The sequence below is a fragment of the Paracoccus sp. PAMC 22219 genome (genome assembly GCF_000787695.1).
Classification (GTDB): domain Bacteria; phylum Pseudomonadota; class Alphaproteobacteria; order Rhodobacterales; family Rhodobacteraceae; genus Paracoccus.
This window is the reverse complement of record NZ_BBPH01000124.1, coordinates 19,273-34,599: the sequence shown is the minus strand read 5'-3', so window position 1 is coordinate 34,599 and position 15,327 is coordinate 19,273. Positions and strand designations below refer to the sequence as shown.

Here is a 15,327-nt window from a genome sequence, read left to right as displayed (position 1 = left end):
ACCCGTGGCCGCGCCGCACGCCGCGCAGCTGGACACGACGACGGCGGAACAGCGGACCGCCGCGGCCCAGGCCCCGGCCAGCGCCGAGACGCGGCTTGGCACCACCGTGGGGTCGCTTGGCAACCCCTCCGAGGGTGGGTTCTGGATGAAGACGCCGCTGGTCGATGCGCCCGCGCAGGGGCGCATCGTGAACCCGGCCACGGGAAAGTCGGCGCAGGTCGAATTGCGTCCCCTGTCGGGATCGGGCACCGGCAGCCAGGTGTCGCTGCCGGCGCTGCAGCTGTTGGGCGTGCCGTTGACCGATCTGCCGACGCTGGAGGTCTACCGCTCCTGATCGCCTTCGGGGCCGGGCGCGTCGTCGGGGTGCGGCGCGTCTTCTGCATCCTGTGCGGCGTCCGGTTCCGGCTCGGGCGCGGCCATCGCGTCATGGGCGGCGTGCCAGGCGGCAACCCGTTCCGGGTCGCGCTTTTCCAGGTGGCGCAGCCACAGCCCGGCCGCCTGGCGCACCCCGCCGTGGCGGTCCGAGGCCAGGCGCAGCAACAGTTCCAGCACCGCTTCCCGGATTTCCAGATCGTCGGCCTTGGGGTTGTTCATTTTGGCCCAGGGCAGCGTCGCCAGCATCAGGCCGCGGCGCAGCCACGGGTTGCGGCTGCGGGCCCAGGGCGTGATCTGATCCAGACGGGTCGGATCGGCCACCACGCGGCGCGCGGCGGCGGTCATCACCGCATCGTCGATCTCGGCCCCGTCGATCTGGGGGGCCCAGTCCATGATCGCGGCCCAGGCCGCATCGTCGGGCCGCATCCGGGCCTGCACCAGCAGGCGGGCGGCGGCCAGGCGCGCCTCGTGGACGTTGCTGTCCCACAACGCCTCGGCCAGCGCGATGCGGGCGTCCAGGTCGCGTTCGGCGCGCCATTCAGTGACGACTTCCTCCAGCGCGGCAGGGGTGACGCCCAGGGTCTCCCGATCGCGCTTGTGGCGTGCGCTGGCGCGGGCGGCGCGTTCGGGGTCGGCCAGGTCGCGCAGCCGGTCCAGTTCCTGCATGGGATTCTCCAATCCGTGATTGGCCCCCTTCTAGGGCGCGGTTGCGCCAGTCTCAAGATGATGGTGGCAGGGGCGCGCCGGGCGGGCTAAAAGGCGCGGCAAAACCACGAGGTAGGCCCATGTCGCATTCCGCAGAACCCCGTCCGATGACCGCCCGCCGCGCCGGCCCCCTGTCGGGCGAGGCGCTGGTGCCGGGCGACAAGTCGATCAGCCACCGCGCCCTGATCCTGGGTGCCATGGCCGTCGGAGAGACGCGCATCACCGGCCTGCTGGAAGGTCAGGACGTCCTGGACACCGCCAGCGCCATGCGCGCGCTTGGCGCGCAGGTCACGCAGCACGGGCCGGGGGACTGGTCGGTGCATGGCGTGGGCGTGGGCGGGTTCTCCAGCCCGGCCGACGTGATCGATTGCGGCAATTCCGGCACCGGCGTGCGGCTGATCATGGGCGCGGTCGCGACCACGCCGATCAGCGTCACGTTCACTGGCGACGCCAGCCTGTCACGCCGTCCGATGGCGCGGGTCACCGACCCGCTGTCGCAGTTCGGCACCCAGATCACCGCGCGAGAGGGTGGGCGCCTGCCGATCACCGTCCAGGGGGCGACCGATCCGGTGCCCGTCACCTATCGCACCCCCGTGGCCAGCGCCCAGATCAAGTCGGCGATCCTGCTGGCCGGACTGAACGCGCCGGGCGACACGGTGGTGATCGAATCCGAACCCACGCGCGATCATTCCGAACGCATGCTGGCCGGTTTCGGCGCCCAGATCCGGACCGAGACCACGCCCGACGGCCACAAGATCACCCTGACCGGCCGCCCCGAACTGCGCCCGCAGCCCGTGGCCGTGCCGCGCGATCCGTCCAGCGCGGCCTTTCCGGTGGCCGCGGCGCTGATCGTGCCGGGGTCTGAAATCCGCGTGCCGGGCGTCAGCCGCAACCCGACGCGCGACGGCCTGTACGTGACCCTGCTGGAGATGGGCGCCGACATCACCTTCGAGAACCCGCGCGAGGAGGGGGGCGAACCCGTGGCCGACCTGCTGGTGCGCCACGGCCCGCTGAAGGGCGTGACCGTTCCTGCTGACCGCGCGGCCAGCATGATCGACGAATTCCCGATCCTGTCGGTGATCGCGGCTTTCGCCGAAGGCACGACGGTGATGAACGGCGTGGCGGAACTGCGCGTCAAGGAAAGCGACCGCATCGACGCGATGGCCGTGGGCCTGCGCGCCAACGGCGTCACGGTCGAGGATACGCGCGACACCATGACCGTGCATGGCGCGTCGCAGGTAGCGGGCGGCGGCCATGCGGTGACCCATCTGGACCACCGCATCGCCATGAGCTTCCTGATCCTGGGCCTTGCGACCCAGCAGCCGGTCACCATCGACGACGCGGGGCCGATCACCACGTCCTTCCCCGACTTCGTGCCGCTGATGACCCGCTTGGGCGCGACGCTGGACTAGGCGGGATAGCCGATCCCGGCCAGGGATCGGCGGATCTCGTCCAGGATCGCGGGATCGTCGATGGTGGCGGGGGCCTTGACCGTCTCGCCATCGGCGATCTTGGCCATGGTCGCGCGCAGGATCTTGCCCGACCGCGTCTTGGGCAGGCGGTCGACGACGCAGGCGGTCTTGAAGGCCGCGACGGGGCCGATGCGGTCGCGGACCATGCGCACCACCTCGGCCACGATCTGCGCGTGGTCCGTCTCGACCCCCTTCTTCAGGCACAAAAGGCCCAGGGGGGCCTGTCCCTTCAGCGGATCGGCGACCCCGATCACCGCGCATTCCGCGACGGCGGGATGGCTGGACAGGACCTCCTCCATGCTGCCGGTGGACAGGCGGTGGCCCGCGACGTTGATCACGTCGTCGGTGCGCGCCATGATCCAGACATAGCCGTCATCGTCGACATAGCCCGCGTCGCCTGTTTCATAGAAACCGGGGAAATGCTGCAGATAGGCGCGGTGGAACCGATCCTCGGCGTTCCACAGCGTGGGCAGGGTGCCGGGCGGCAGCGGCAGCTTGATGGCGATGGCGCCCAAGGTGCCGGGGGCGACCGGGTGGCCGGCCTCGTCCAGGACCTGCACGTCGTATCCGGGCATCGGCAGGGTCGGGCTGCCCTTCTTGACGGGCATCAGGCCCACGCCAAGGGGGTTCGCTGCGATGGGCCAGCCGGTCTCCGTCTGCCACCAGTGGTCGATTACGGGGACCTTTACCCGATCCTCGGCCCAGGTGACGGTGTCGGGGTCGGCGCGTTCGCCCGCCAGGAACAGCGCCTGCAGGCCCGACAGGTCGTACTTGCCGACCAGCTTGCCTTCGGGATCGTCACGCTTGACCGCGCGGATGGCGGTGGGGGCGGTGAAGAACGACTTGACGTTGTGATCCGCGATCACCCGCCAGAAGGTGCCGGCGTCCGGGGTGCCGACGGGCTTGCCCTCGAACACCACGGTGGTCGCGCCCGCGATCAGCGGACCATAGACGATATAGCTGTGTCCCACGACCCAGCCCACGTCGGACGCGACCCAGAACACGTCGCCCGGCCCGATGCCATAGATGTTCGGCACGCTCCACGCCAAGGCCACCAGATGCCCGGCGGTGTGGCGCACGACGCCCTTGGGCTGGCCGGTCGTCCCAGAGGTGTACAGGATATAGGCCGGGTGGTTCCCCTCGACCGGGACGCAATCCGCGGGGGTGGCGTCGGCCACCGCCTGGCGCCAGTCCAGGTCGCGGCCCGCCACCATGTCGGCGGCGCATTCGGGGCGCTGGAACACGATGGTGAAGTCGGGCTTGTGAACGGCCTCGTCGATGGCGCGGTCCATCAGCGGCTTGTAGGGAACGACGCGCCCCGGCTCCAGCCCGCAGCTGGCGGCGATGATGGCGCGGGGCTTGGCGTCGTCGATGCGCACCGCCAGCTCATGCGCGGCGAACCCGCCGAAGACCACGGAATGGATCGCGCCGATCCGCGCGCAGGCCAGCATCGCCTGCAGCGCCTCGGGGATCATCGGCATGTAGATGATGACCCGGTCGCCCTTGCCGATGCCGCGCGCGGTCATCACGCCCGCCAGCCGGGCCACCTGGTCCTGCAGTTCCGCATAGGTCAGTCGGCTGACGCTGTTCGTCATCGGACTGTCGTGGATGATCGCCAGCCGGTCGCCGTGTCCGGCCGCGACATGGCGGTCGATGGCGTTCCAGCAGGTGTTCACCATCCCGTCGGCGAACCATTCCCCGGCGGGGCCCTGGTCGAAATGGGCGCGGCTTGGGGGGTGGGTCCAGTCGATGGTGCCGGTGGCCTCCATCCAGAACGCTTCGGGATCGGCCTTCCAGCGCGCGTAGAGATCTTGATAGGACATGGACTCCCCTCCCTGAACCTGGGTTTTGTTACGCAGGAAGGGGGGCGTCGCGCAACCTTGTTAGCGGTGTGACAGGGCCGGGATTAGCAGAATTCCGCGAAGCGCGTTTGCAAACCGAACGGCGCAGCAAAGTCGCCTTTGCTGCGCCGCGGTATTTGCAAAATGTGTGCCGAATCAGCCGTAATGCGTGACCGGCGTTCCGGCCAGCACCGACATGTTCAGCAGCCCGCGCGTGGTGATCGACGGGGTCACGATATGGGCGCGGTTGCCCATGCCCATCAGGATCGGCCCGACCTCCAGGCCCGCCGCGCGCATCTTCAGCGCGTTGCGGACGCCCGATGCGGCGTCAGTGCCCGCAAAGACCAGCACGTTCGCCACGCCCTCCAGCCGCGAGGTCGGGAAGATGCGTTCGCGCAGTTCCGGGTCCAGCGCCGCGTCGACATGCATTTCGCCGTCATACATGAAGTCGGGCTCGCGCGCGTCCAGCAGCGCCAGCGCGTCGCGCATCTTGCGGCCGGAATAGCTGTCGGTGTTGCCGAACTGCGAATGGCTGCACAGCGCGATCTTGGGCGTCAGGCCAAAGCGGCGGACATGGCGGGCGGCACCCATCACAGTCTCCATCACCTGCTGGGGCGTGGGGTCGTTGTGGCACTGGGTGTCGGCGATGAACAGCGGCCCGTCTTCCAGGATGATCATCGACAGCGCGCCGGTCGGGTGCAGGCCGTCGCGGGCCAGGATCTGGCGCACGTATTGCAGGTGCCAGCTGTACTGCCCGAAGGTGCCGCAGATGAGGCTGTCGGCCTCGGCCCGGTGCACCATGACCGCGCCGATGGCGGTGGTGTTGGTGCGCATGATCGCGCGGGCGATGTCGGGGCTGACGCCGCGCCGGGCCATGATGCCGTGATAGGTTTCCCAATAATCGCGATAGCGAGGGTCGTTTTCCGGGTTCACGATCTCGAAATCGACATCCGGGCGGATCGGCAGGCCGGCGCGTTCGGCGCGGGTGGCGATCACGTCGGGGCGGCCGATCAGGATCGGGACGTCGGTCGTCTCCTCCAGCATGGCGTTGGCGGCGCGCAGGACGCGCTCGTCCTCGCCCTCGGCAAAGACGATGCGGCGGGTGACGGTGGCCGCGGCCTCGAAGACCGGGCGCATGATCAGCGCCGACCGGAAGACCGAGCCGTCCAGCTTCTGCTTGTAGGCCGCCATGTCGTCCAAGGGCCGGGTGGCCACGCCCGTCTCCATCGCGGCGCGGGCGACCGCGCTGGACACGACGCCCATCAGGCGCGGATCGAACGGCTTGGGGATCAGATAGTCGGCGCCAAAGGTCAGCGTCTCGCCGCGATAGGCGGCGGCGGCTTCGGCGGCGGTCGTGGCGCGGGCCAGGGCCGCGATGCCCTCGATGCAGGCGATCTTCATCTCGTCGTTGATCGTGGTCGCGCCCACGTCCAGCGCGCCGCGGAAGATGAAGGGGAAACACAGGACGTTGTTGACCTGGTTCGGAAAGTCGCTGCGGCCGGTCGCGATGATCGCGTCGGGGGCCACGGCACGGGCGGCATCGGGGTCGATTTCGGGGTTCGGGTTCGCAAGCGCAAAGATGATCGGGCGCGGGGCCATGCGGCTGACCATCTCGGGCGTCAGCACGCCGGGACCGGACAGGCCCAGGAACAGGTCGGCGCCGTCGATCACCTCGGTCAGGGCGCGCTTGTCCGAGGGCTGGGCATAGGCGGCCTTCTGCGGGTTCATGTCGATCTCGCGGCCCTCATGGACCAGGCCATGGATGTCGCACAGCCAGACGTTCTCACGCTTGACGCCCAGCTTCAGCAGCATGTTCAGACAGGCGATGCCCGCGGCCCCGCCGCCGGTGGACACGATCTTGATGTCCTCGAACCGCTTGCCGGCGATGCGCAGCGCGTTGGTCGCGGCGGCACCCACCACGATGGCGGTGCCGTGCTGGTCGTCGTGGAAGACCGGGATGTTCATCCGCTCGCGGCAGATCTGTTCGACGATGAAACAGTCGGGCGCCTTGATGTCCTCAAGGTTCACGGCACCAAAGGTCGGCTCAAGCGCGCAGACGATCTCGGCCAGTTTCACCGGATCGGACTCGTTCACCTCGATGTCGAAACAGTCGATGTTTGCGAATTTCTTGAACAGGACCGCCTTGCCCTCCATCACCGGCTTGGAGGCCAGCGCGCCGATATTGCCCAGGCCCAGAACGGCCGTGCCGTTCGAGATGACGGCCACAAGGTTGCCCTTTGTGGTATAACGCGCGGCGGTGGACGGATCGGCCTTGATCTCTAGGCAGGCTTCGGCGACGCCGGGGGAATAGGCGCGGGCCAGGTCGCGGCCATTGGCCATCGGCTTGGTCGCGCGGATCTCCAGTTTGCCCGGTCGCGGGAATTCATGATAATCTAGCGCGGCCTGTCTTGCGCTGTCCTGCCTGCGGTCGTCCATCTTTCGCCCCTCCGGTTTCGGAATTGGTTTACCGTTAAACCATTCTGACGTCGGGGAACAGCGGGGTTCTGCGGACGCGCGCGCGTCTTGCACAAGCCCGCCTGCGGGCGCAGATTGGCGGCCAGATCGAACGGGGTGGACCATGACGATGTCATTGCTGGATGCGGCGCGCGACGTGCGCGAACGGGCCTATGTGCCCTATTCGAAATTCAAGGTCGGCGCGGCCATCCGCGGCGCGTCGGGCACCGTCTATCGCGGCTGCAACGTGGAGAACGTGGCCTATCCCGAAGGCACCTGCGCCGAGGCCGGGGCCATCGCCGCGATGGTCGCCGCCGGAGAGACGCAGCTGGTCGAGGTTGCGGTCATCGCCGACAGCCCGACCCCCGTGCCCCCCTGCGGCGGCTGCCGACAGAAGCTGGCGGAATTCGCGTCGGGCGACGTGCCGGTCCTGCTGGCCACGACCGACGGGGCGGAAATGCGCACGACCGTGGGCGACCTGCTGCCCGGCCGCTTCGACGCGGGCCACATGGCGCGCACATGACCGACCCGCGTCCTGTCATATCGGCGATCCGCGACGGGCGGGGACTGGACGGACCGGGGGCGGCGCTGATCGCGCAGGGGCTGGCCGACGGATCGGTCAGCGACGCGCAGGCGGGGGCCTTTGCGATGGCGGTCCTGACCAAGGGCGTAGGCCCCGCAGGCCGCGTGGCGCTGACGCGCGCCATGCGCGATTCGGGGCACGTGCTGCACTGGGACCTGTCGGGTCCGGTGGTGGACAAGCATTCGACCGGCGGCATCGGCGACACGGTCAGCTTGGTTCTGGCGCCGCTGCTGGCCGCGCGGGGCGTGTTCGTGCCGATGATCTCGGGTCGTGGCCTGGGCCATACGGGCGGAACACTAGACAAGCTGGAGGCGATCCCCGGCTATCTGTGCGACCAGCCCGAGGATGATTTCCGCCGCATCGTGCGCACCGTCGGCTGCGCGATCGTCGCGGCCACGGGCGACGTCGCCCCGGCGGACCGTCGTCTGTACGCCATCCGCGACGAATCGGGGACGGTGGAATCGATCGACCTGATCACCGCGTCGATCCTGTCGAAAAAGCTGGCGGCGGGGCTGGATGCGCTGGTCCTGGACGTCAAGGCGGGGTCCGGTGCGATCCTGAAGAAGGCCGACAGTGCCGGCCGCCTGGCCCAGGCTTTGGTCGAGACCGCGAACGGCGCGGGCTGCCGCACCACCGCCTTCATCACCGACATGGACCAGCCGCTGGCCCGCAGCGCCGGCAACGCGCTGGAGATCCACGAGGCGATCCGCGCCCTGCGGGGCGAGCTGGGGCGCTGCGCGACCTGACGCTGGCGCTGGCAGCGGAATGCCTGACGCTGGCCGGGCGGTCGGCGGACGGTCTGGCCGACACGCTGGACAGCGGCGCCGCGGCCGAGGTCTTTGGCCGCATGGTCGCGGCCCAAGGCGGACCGCGCGACCTGATGGAGCGACCCGAGGCGCATCTGGCCCGCGCGCCGCTGATCCTGCCCATTCCCGCGCCCGCCGCGGGCCGCGTGGGCCGCATCGACGTGACCGCGCTTGGACATGCCGTTTTGGCGCTTGGTGGCGGCCGGGTGCGCGCGGCCGAGGCAATCGACCACCGCGTCGGCCTGGACCGTCTGGCCAAGCTGGGAGAGGAGGTCGGCCCCGACCGCCCCTTGGGCATGGTCCACGCCGCCGACGACACCGCGGCCCAGGTGGCCATTGCCGCCGTGCAGGCCGCCTATGCCCTTGGCGACGGCCAGCCCGGCCCGCTGATCCGTGACCGGATCGGCGCATGAGCCGGGCGTTCCTGATCGTCATGGACAGCGTGGGCATCGGCGGCGCGCCCGATGCCCACGCCTTTTTCAACGACGGCCGTCCCGATACCGGCGCGAACACCGTCGGGCATATCGCCCAAGCCCGCCCGCTGCGGATGCCGGTGCTGGACGGGCTGGGCCTGGGGGCGGCGGTGCGGCTGGCCTCCGGCGCCGATGCGCCGGGTCTGGGCGCCGACCCAAGCGGCCTGTGGGGCGCGGCAACCGAGGTGTCGCGCGGCAAGGACACCCCGTCCGGCCACTGGGAAATCGCCTGCGTTCCGGTGCCTTGGGACTGGACCTATTTCCCCGACGCCGAGCCCGCCTTTCCCCCCGACGTCACCGCGCGCATCTGCCAGCTTGCAGGCACCGACGGCATCCTGGGCAACTGCCACGCATCGGGCACGCAGGTCATCGACGATTTCGGGGCGCGGCATCTGCAGACCGGCTGGCCGATCTGCTATACCTCGGCCGACAGCGTGCTGCAGATCGCGGCGCACGAGGAGGCGTTCGGCCTGGACCGCCTGATCGCGCTGTGCCGCGACCTGTCGCCGATGCTGCACGCCATGCGCGTGGGGCGGGTCATCGCGCGGCCCTTTGTCGGCCAGCCCGACGCGTTCCGCCGCACCGGCAACCGCCGTGATTTCGCGATCGCGCCGCCGGGCGACACCATCCTGGACATCGCCCAAGGGGCAGGGCGGACCACCCATGCCATCGGCAAGATCGGCGACATCTTCAGCCATCGCGGCATCGTGCATCTGCACAAGGGCGCCGATGACGCGGCCTTGGCCGACCACCTGATCCGGCTTGGCGCCAGGGCCGAACCCGGCAGCCTGACATTCGCCAACTTCGTCGAGTTCGACACCAATTTCGGCCACCGCCGCGATATCGACGGCTATGCCCAGCAGCTGGAATGGTTCGACGGCGTCGCGGGCCGGTTCCTGGCGACGCTGGCCCCCGGCGACCTGGCGATCTTTACCGCCGATCACGGCAACGATCCGTCATGGTCTGGCACCGACCACACCCGCGAACGGGTGCCCGTCCTGGGCTGGGGCGCGGGGACGCGCGGCGTCGGGCAGGTGGGGTTCGCGGATATCGGCGCGTCGATCCTTGCGCATCTGGGGCTGCCCGCCCCCCGACACGGGACATCCTTCCTATGAAGAAGATCGAACTGCACCTGCATCTGGAGGGTGCCGCACCCCCCGATTTCATCCGCGGCCTGGCCAAGGAAAAGCGCGCCGACCTGACGGGCATCTTCGACGACCGCGGGCATTACGCCTATGACGACTTTCCGGGCTTCCTGCGCTGTTACGAGGCCGCGACCAGCGTGATCGACGGTCCCCGCGACTATGCCCGCCTGCTGGCCGAGGTGCTGGAACGCTGCGCCGAGGAAGGCGTGATCTATGCCGAACTGTTCGTGTCGCCGGAATTCTGTGGCGGTGCAGACGTGTCGGCCTGGCGCGACCATCTGGCCGCGATGACCGAGGTGGCGGACCGCGCCCGCGCGGACGGCATCGACAGCCGCGGCATCGTCACCGCCATCCGCCATTTCGGCGCAGACCGCGCCCGCAAGACGGCGATCTGCGCCGCGGAAACCGCGGGCGGCTGGATCACAGGTTTCGGCATGGGCGGCGCCGAACAGGTGGGCTTGGCCACCGATTTCGCCTGGAGCTTTGACTGCGCGGCAGAGGCCGGGCTGGGACTGACCTGCCACGCCGGCGAATGGGGCGGCCCGGCCAGCGTCCGGCAGGCGCTGGACCTGGGCTGCACCCGCATCGGGCACGGCGTGCAGGCCATCGACGACCCCGCGCTGGTGCGCGACCTGGCCGAACGCGGCGTGACGCTGGAGGTCTGTCCGGGATCGAACATCGCGCTTGGGGTCTATCCGTCCTGGAGCGCCCATCCCATCGCGCGGCTGGCCGATGCCGGGGTGCGGGTCACCGTGTCGACCGACGATCCGCCGTTCTTTCACACCACGATGCGCCAGGAATACGATCGGCTTGCGTCGACCTTTGGCTGGGGCGATACCGAGTTCCGACAGATCAACCAGTGGGCTGCCGACGCCGCGTTCTGCGATGCGTCCACCCGCGACCGCCTGAAAAAGGAATTCGCCTGATGCAACATCTGACCGTCGTCGATCACCCGCTGGTCCAGCACAAGCTGTCGATCATGCGGCAGAAAGAGGTCTCCACCGCCGGTTTCCGGCGCCTGCTGCGCGAGATCAGCCTGCTCTTGGCCTACGAGGTCACGCGAGAGTTGGAGCTGACCACGATGCACATCGAGACGCCCATGTGCGAGATGGAGGCCCCCACGCTGGAGGGCAAGAAGCTGGCCCTGATCTCGATCCTGCGGGCGGGGAACGGGCTGATGGACGGCATCCTGGAACTGATCCCCGGCGCGCGCGTGGGCTTCGTCGGCCTTTATCGCGACCCCGAGACGCTGAAGCCTGTCGAATATTACTGCAAGGTGCCGCGCGAACTGGACGCGCGGATGACCATCGTGGTGGACCCGATGCTGGCCACGGGTAATTCGTCGGTCGCGGCGATCGACATGCTGAAGGAACGCGGCGCCAAGAACATGCGCTTCCTGTGCCTGCTGGCCGCCCCCGAAGGCGTCGAACGGATGCGGCAGGCGCATCCGGACGTGCCGATCTTTACCGCCGCGCTGGACGACCGTCTGGACGATCATGGCTATATCGTTCCCGGCCTGGGCGATGCAGGCGACCGGATGTTCGGTACGAAATAAGGCCGCCCGTTAACTGCCGTTTCATGGTTCTGCGCTAGGTCTGGGGCAGAACAACGGAATGGATGGCAGATGATCGGGCAATTGCGGGTCTTGGCGATGCTTTTGCTGGGCGGGGCGGCTCAGGCTGCCCCGACGCCTCCGCCCCCCGACAGCTTTGCGGGGGCGCAGTATATCGACGGAAACGGCTGCGTCTTTGCGCGTGACGGCGCGGGCTGGACCGCGCGGCAGGACGGGCAGGGGCAGGCCCTGTGCGGCTTTCCCCCCAGCCTTGCCGTGCGGCGGACCGATCCGCTGACGGAACGCGCGCTGCCGCTGACACAGGCACCGCCCCCGGATGTCGAGACGCTTCTGCTGGAACAGCTGTCGCGCGACCTGCATCCCGGCGAATGGGCCGCCGATCCGGCCACGGCCGAGACGCGCACCGAACCGGCCCCGTCGCGGGTCGCTGACCCGATCCAGACTGCGCTGCAGGATGCGCTGACCATGGCGCCCGCGCTGCGCGAGGCATCTGGCCTTTCGGGCAGCCCCGAACTGTGCGCGCGCCTTGGCTACAAGCCGGATCCGTCGGGTTCGGCGCAGGGGTCCACCCTTGGCCTTTGTCCCGGGATGCGCGCGACCTCTGCGACCGCAGCGCTGACGCCCGGTGCTGCGGCCGCCCGCAGTCAACCAGAACCGGCCGTCGCACCAGCACCGGCGGTGACCAGGACCGCCGCCGCGGAATCGCGGGCACCTGCCCGGCGGGCCGCTGCGCCCGCAGTCGCGGCGCCCGTTGCCGCGAAGCCTGTAGCCACGGCGCCAAGGCAGGCCACGGCGCCGGGCCCCGAGATGATCCCGGCATCCGCCCGCTATGTTCAGGTCGGTGCCTACGGCGAGGAGGGGAATGCGATGATCGTGCTGCGGGCGCTGGCCGCGCGCGGCTATCCGACAGGGCAGGGCCGCACCACCGACGGATCAAAACCCCTGAGGCTGATCATGGCGGGACCGTTCACCGACCGTCAGGCGCTGATCGCCGCACTGAACGATCTGCGCGCGAACGGCTATCCCAAGGCGGTGGCGCGCTAGGCGCTGCGCACCGCCTCGATCATCCGGGCGACATTGTCGGGATCCGCGTCCGGGGTGATGCCGTGGCCCAGGTTGAAGACATGCGGCCCGCCGCGCAGGGCACGGGTGATCCGCTGCGCCTCGGCCACCAGCTCGGGCCCGCCCGTGACCATGTGCCGCGGGTCCATGTTGCCCTGCACGCAGCCCTCGGTCTGCACGTGACGCGCGGCCCAATCGGTCGACACCGAATTGTCCAGCGCGACACAGTCGGCGCCGACCGCCGCCCGGAACCCGACATAGCGGTCGCCCGCTTCGCGCGGAAAGGCGATGACCGGCACGCCCGGATGGCGCGCCTTCAGCGCCGTGATGATCCGCTTGGCCGGCGCAATCGCGAAATCGTCGAAATCCTGGCCCTTCAGGCTGCCCGCCCAGCTGTCGAACAGCTTGACGACCTCGGCCCCGGCCTCGATCTGGCGCGACAGGTAATGGATCGTGGCCTCCGTGATCAGATCGATCAACGCGGCGAACGTCGCCCTGTCCTGGTCCTTCAACAGATGCGCGGGGCCCTGATCCTTGGTGCCCCGACCGGCGACCATGTAGGTCGCCACGGTCCAAGGCGCACCCGCAAAGCCGATCAGCGCCGTTTCCCGCGGCAGTTCGCGCGACAGGATGCGCAGCGTCTCATAGACCGGCGCCAGTTGTGCGTCGACCTGATCCGCGGGCTTCAGCCGCGCCAGGTCGGCTGCGCTGGTGACGGTGGACAGGCGCGGTCCCTCTCCGGTGACGAACCACAGGTCGGCGCCCAGGGCCTGGGGGATCAGCAGGATGTCGGCGAACAGGATTGCGGCGTCGAAGCCGAACCGGCGGATCGGTTGCAACGTCACTTCGGCCGCGAGGTCCGGGTTGTAGCACAGCGACAGAAAATCGCCCGCCTGCGCGCGTGTCGCACGGTATTCCGGCAGATAGCGTCCGGCTTGGCGCATCATCCAGATCGGCGGGGTGGGCAGGGTCTCGCCGGCCAGGGCGCGCAGCAGAAGTTTGGTCATGGGGCCTCCTGCGCCCCTTGAAGGTCAGGCGACAGGCGTTGTCAAGCGCAGCCCTGGCCGCTATGCCGTGGCGCATGACACAGATGCCCACCCCCACCCGCCCGCTTCGGATCGGCACGCGCGGATCGGTCCTGGCGCTGGCGCAGGCCCATGAGACCCGCGGCCGCCTGATGGCCGCGCATGGCCTGCCCCAAGATGCGTTTCGGATCGTCCCCATCAAGACCACCGGCGACCGCGTCCTGGACCGCCCCCTGTCGCAGATCGGCGGCAAGGGCCTGTTCACCCGCGAGATCGAGGAGGCCCTGACCGAGGGCGCCATCGACATCGCCGTGCACTCCATGAAGGACATGCCCACCCTGCAGCCGGACGGCTTGGTCATCGACTGTCTTCTGCCCCGCGAGGACGTGCGCGACGCCTTTGTCAGCCCGCATGTGGCCTCGATCGGCGCCCTGCCCCATGGGGCGGTTGTGGGCTCCTCCAGCCTGCGTCGGCGGGCGCAGCTGGCGCATCGCCGCCCGGACCTGCAGCTGGTGGAATTTCGCGGCAACGTGCAGACGCGCCTCCAGAAGCTGGCCGATGGTGTGGCGGTTGCGACGTTCCTGGCGATGGCAGGGCTGTCGCGTTTGGATATGCGTCACGTTGCGCAAGGCGCGATCGAGCCGGACGAGATGCTTCCCGCCGTTGCGCAAGGCGCCATCGGCATCGAACGTCGCGCCGACGACCAGGATTGTACGTCGCTGCTTGCCGCCATCAACGATCCGCTGACCGCCTCGCGCATCGCCGCGGAACGGGCATTCCTGCGCCGCCTGGACGGATCGTGCCAGACGCCCATCGCGGGTCTTGCAGTTCTGGACGGCGACCGCATGATGCTGCGTGGAGAGATCCTGCGCCCTGATGGCAGCGAGGTCGTCGCCGCTGGTCGCGAAGGGTTGGCGTCCGATGGTCCGATGATGGGTGTGGATCTGGCGGAAGAACTACTGTCCCGCGCGGCCCGGATTTCTGATGGCGTAAGGGGTGCCGGGGCATTGCCCCGGCGCCGCCTTCAATAGCTGCGGATCAGTCCGACCAGACGGCCTTGGATGCGCACGCGGTCTTCGGGCAGCAGCCGCGTTTCATAGGCCGGGTTTGCGGCCTCCAACGCGATCATCGAGCCCTTGCGGCGATAGCGCTTCAGCGTGGCTTCCTGATTGTCGACCAGCGCCACGATGATATCGCCCGTCTCTGCCGTATCCTGTTCGCGGATCACCACGACGTCGCCGTCATTGATCCCCGCCTCGATCATCGAATCGCCGGTCACTTCCAGCGCGTAGTGATGTTCGCGGCCCGACAGCATGGTCCCTGGCACCGCGATGTGATGCGACACCTCGGAAATGGCCTCGATCGGCACGCCGGCCGCGATGCGGCCCATCAGGGGCAGCTGAACGGCGGGGCTGTCCATGACCGTCATCGCGCCGCGGGGACGGGCCGGGCGGGTGTTAGAGATGACGCGCGGCGTAAAGGCCGGACGCGGCTCCTCCGGCGCGGCCTCTGTCAGGTGGGATAGGGCGTCGGGCAGGCGGATCACCTCAAGGGCGCGGGCGCGATGCGGCAGGCGTCGGATGAAGCCCCGTTCCTCCAGCGCGGTCACAAGCCGGTGGATGCCGGACTTGGACCGCAGGTCCAGCGCGTCCTTCATTTCGTCGAAGGAAGGCGGCACGCCGTCCCGCGCCATCCGCCTCTGGATGAACTCAAGCAGTTGAATCTGCTTTTTTGTCAACATGGCCCGCCCTTTTCTTCGTGTTCCGCGTCTGTTCTAGCTTATCGACCGAATCGCGTCAATCAGTTGACCGTG

Annotated in this window: 12 protein-coding genes and 2 pseudogenes; 9 read left to right on the top strand and 5 right to left on the bottom strand. The window is 69.1% G+C overall.

Annotated features, from left to right (window positions below; all coding sequences use genetic code 11):
* A pseudogene (locus TY51_RS22785) lies at positions 1 to 334 on the top strand (hypothetical protein); the annotation flags it as partial.
* On the opposite strand, the gene TY51_RS13825 reads toward TY51_RS22785, so the two are convergent.
* Positions 322 to 1,041 carry a DNA alkylation repair protein gene (locus TY51_RS13825; RefSeq protein ID WP_042250396.1) on the bottom strand — a complete coding sequence of 240 codons (720 nt, stop codon included), beginning with the start codon at positions 1,039 to 1,041 and terminating at the stop codon, positions 322 to 324. The pseudogene TY51_RS22785 and the gene TY51_RS13825 sit on opposite strands and share 13 nt — an antisense overlap.
* A 119-nt stretch (positions 1,042 to 1,160) precedes the next feature.
* Here TY51_RS13825 and aroA point away from each other — a divergent pair, with 119 nt between their 5' ends.
* A complete protein-coding gene (gene aroA, locus TY51_RS13820; protein ID WP_042250393.1) occupies positions 1,161 to 2,492 on the top strand; it encodes a 3-phosphoshikimate 1-carboxyvinyltransferase in 1,332 nt (443 codons plus the stop codon).
* Here aroA and TY51_RS13815 read toward each other — a convergent pair.
* Together TY51_RS13815 and TY51_RS13810 are read right to left on the bottom strand one after the other, a co-directional pair.
* Positions 2,489 to 4,375 carry a propionyl-CoA synthetase gene (locus tag TY51_RS13815; protein ID WP_042250391.1) on the bottom strand — a complete coding sequence of 629 codons (1,887 nt, stop codon included), beginning with the start codon at positions 4,373 to 4,375 and terminating at the stop codon, positions 2,489 to 2,491. The genes aroA and TY51_RS13815 overlap by 4 nt on opposite strands.
* A gap of 174 nt (positions 4,376 to 4,549) precedes the next feature.
* On the bottom strand, positions 4,550 to 6,829 hold the full coding sequence (locus TY51_RS13810; RefSeq protein ID WP_042250388.1) for an NADP-dependent malic enzyme: 2,280 nt from the start codon (positions 6,827 to 6,829) through the stop codon (positions 4,550 to 4,552).
* A 148-nt stretch (positions 6,830 to 6,977) separates the two neighbouring features.
* On the opposite strand from TY51_RS13810, the gene TY51_RS13805 reads away from it, so the two are divergent.
* The 6 genes and pseudogenes from TY51_RS13805 to TY51_RS13780 all read left to right on the top strand — a co-directional run bounded on the left by TY51_RS13805 (position 6,978) and on the right by TY51_RS13780 (position 12,471).
* Positions 6,978 to 7,370 carry a cytidine deaminase gene (locus TY51_RS13805; protein ID WP_042250410.1) on the top strand — a complete coding sequence of 131 codons (393 nt, stop codon included), beginning with the start codon at positions 6,978 to 6,980 and terminating at the stop codon, positions 7,368 to 7,370.
* A pseudogene (locus tag TY51_RS13800) lies at positions 7,367 to 8,649 on the top strand (thymidine phosphorylase). Before TY51_RS13805 ends, TY51_RS13800 begins: the two are co-directional and overlap by 4 nt.
* Positions 8,646 to 9,824, top strand: a complete 1,179-nt coding sequence (locus tag TY51_RS13795) for a phosphopentomutase (RefSeq protein WP_042250385.1) — start codon at positions 8,646 to 8,648, stop codon at positions 9,822 to 9,824. The pseudogene TY51_RS13800 and the gene TY51_RS13795 overlap by 4 nt, the downstream one beginning before the upstream one ends.
* A complete protein-coding gene (locus TY51_RS13790) occupies positions 9,821 to 10,780 on the top strand; it encodes an adenosine deaminase (RefSeq protein WP_042250384.1) in 960 nt (319 codons plus the stop codon). The genes TY51_RS13795 and TY51_RS13790 overlap by 4 nt, the downstream gene beginning before the upstream one ends.
* A complete protein-coding gene (gene upp / locus TY51_RS13785) occupies positions 10,780 to 11,409 on the top strand; it encodes a uracil phosphoribosyltransferase (RefSeq protein WP_197054767.1) in 630 nt (209 codons plus the stop codon). The genes TY51_RS13790 and upp overlap by 1 nt, the downstream gene beginning before the upstream one ends.
* 69 nt (positions 11,410 to 11,478) lie before the next feature.
* Positions 11,479 to 12,471, top strand: a complete 993-nt coding sequence (locus TY51_RS13780; protein ID WP_042250381.1) for an SPOR domain-containing protein — start codon at positions 11,479 to 11,481, stop codon at positions 12,469 to 12,471.
* Here TY51_RS13780 and hemE read toward each other — a convergent pair.
* A complete protein-coding gene (hemE, locus tag TY51_RS13775) occupies positions 12,468 to 13,496 on the bottom strand; it encodes a uroporphyrinogen decarboxylase (protein ID WP_042250379.1) in 1,029 nt (342 codons plus the stop codon). The genes TY51_RS13780 and hemE overlap by 4 nt on opposite strands.
* A 74-nt stretch (positions 13,497 to 13,570) precedes the next feature.
* Here hemE and hemC point away from each other — a divergent pair, with 74 nt between their 5' ends.
* The gene (gene hemC / locus TY51_RS13770) at positions 13,571 to 14,545 is read left to right on the top strand and encodes a hydroxymethylbilane synthase (RefSeq protein ID WP_042250405.1); all 975 of its coding nucleotides are present in this window, start codon (positions 13,571 to 13,573) and stop codon (positions 14,543 to 14,545) included.
* Here hemC and lexA read toward each other — a convergent pair.
* Positions 14,539 to 15,255: a transcriptional repressor LexA gene (lexA, locus tag TY51_RS13765; RefSeq protein ID WP_042250376.1), complete on the bottom strand. Its 717-nt coding sequence runs from the start codon at positions 15,253 to 15,255 to the stop codon at positions 14,539 to 14,541. The two genes, hemC and lexA, sit on opposite strands and share 7 nt — an antisense overlap.
* Positions 15,256 to 15,327: the final 72 nt, after the last annotated feature.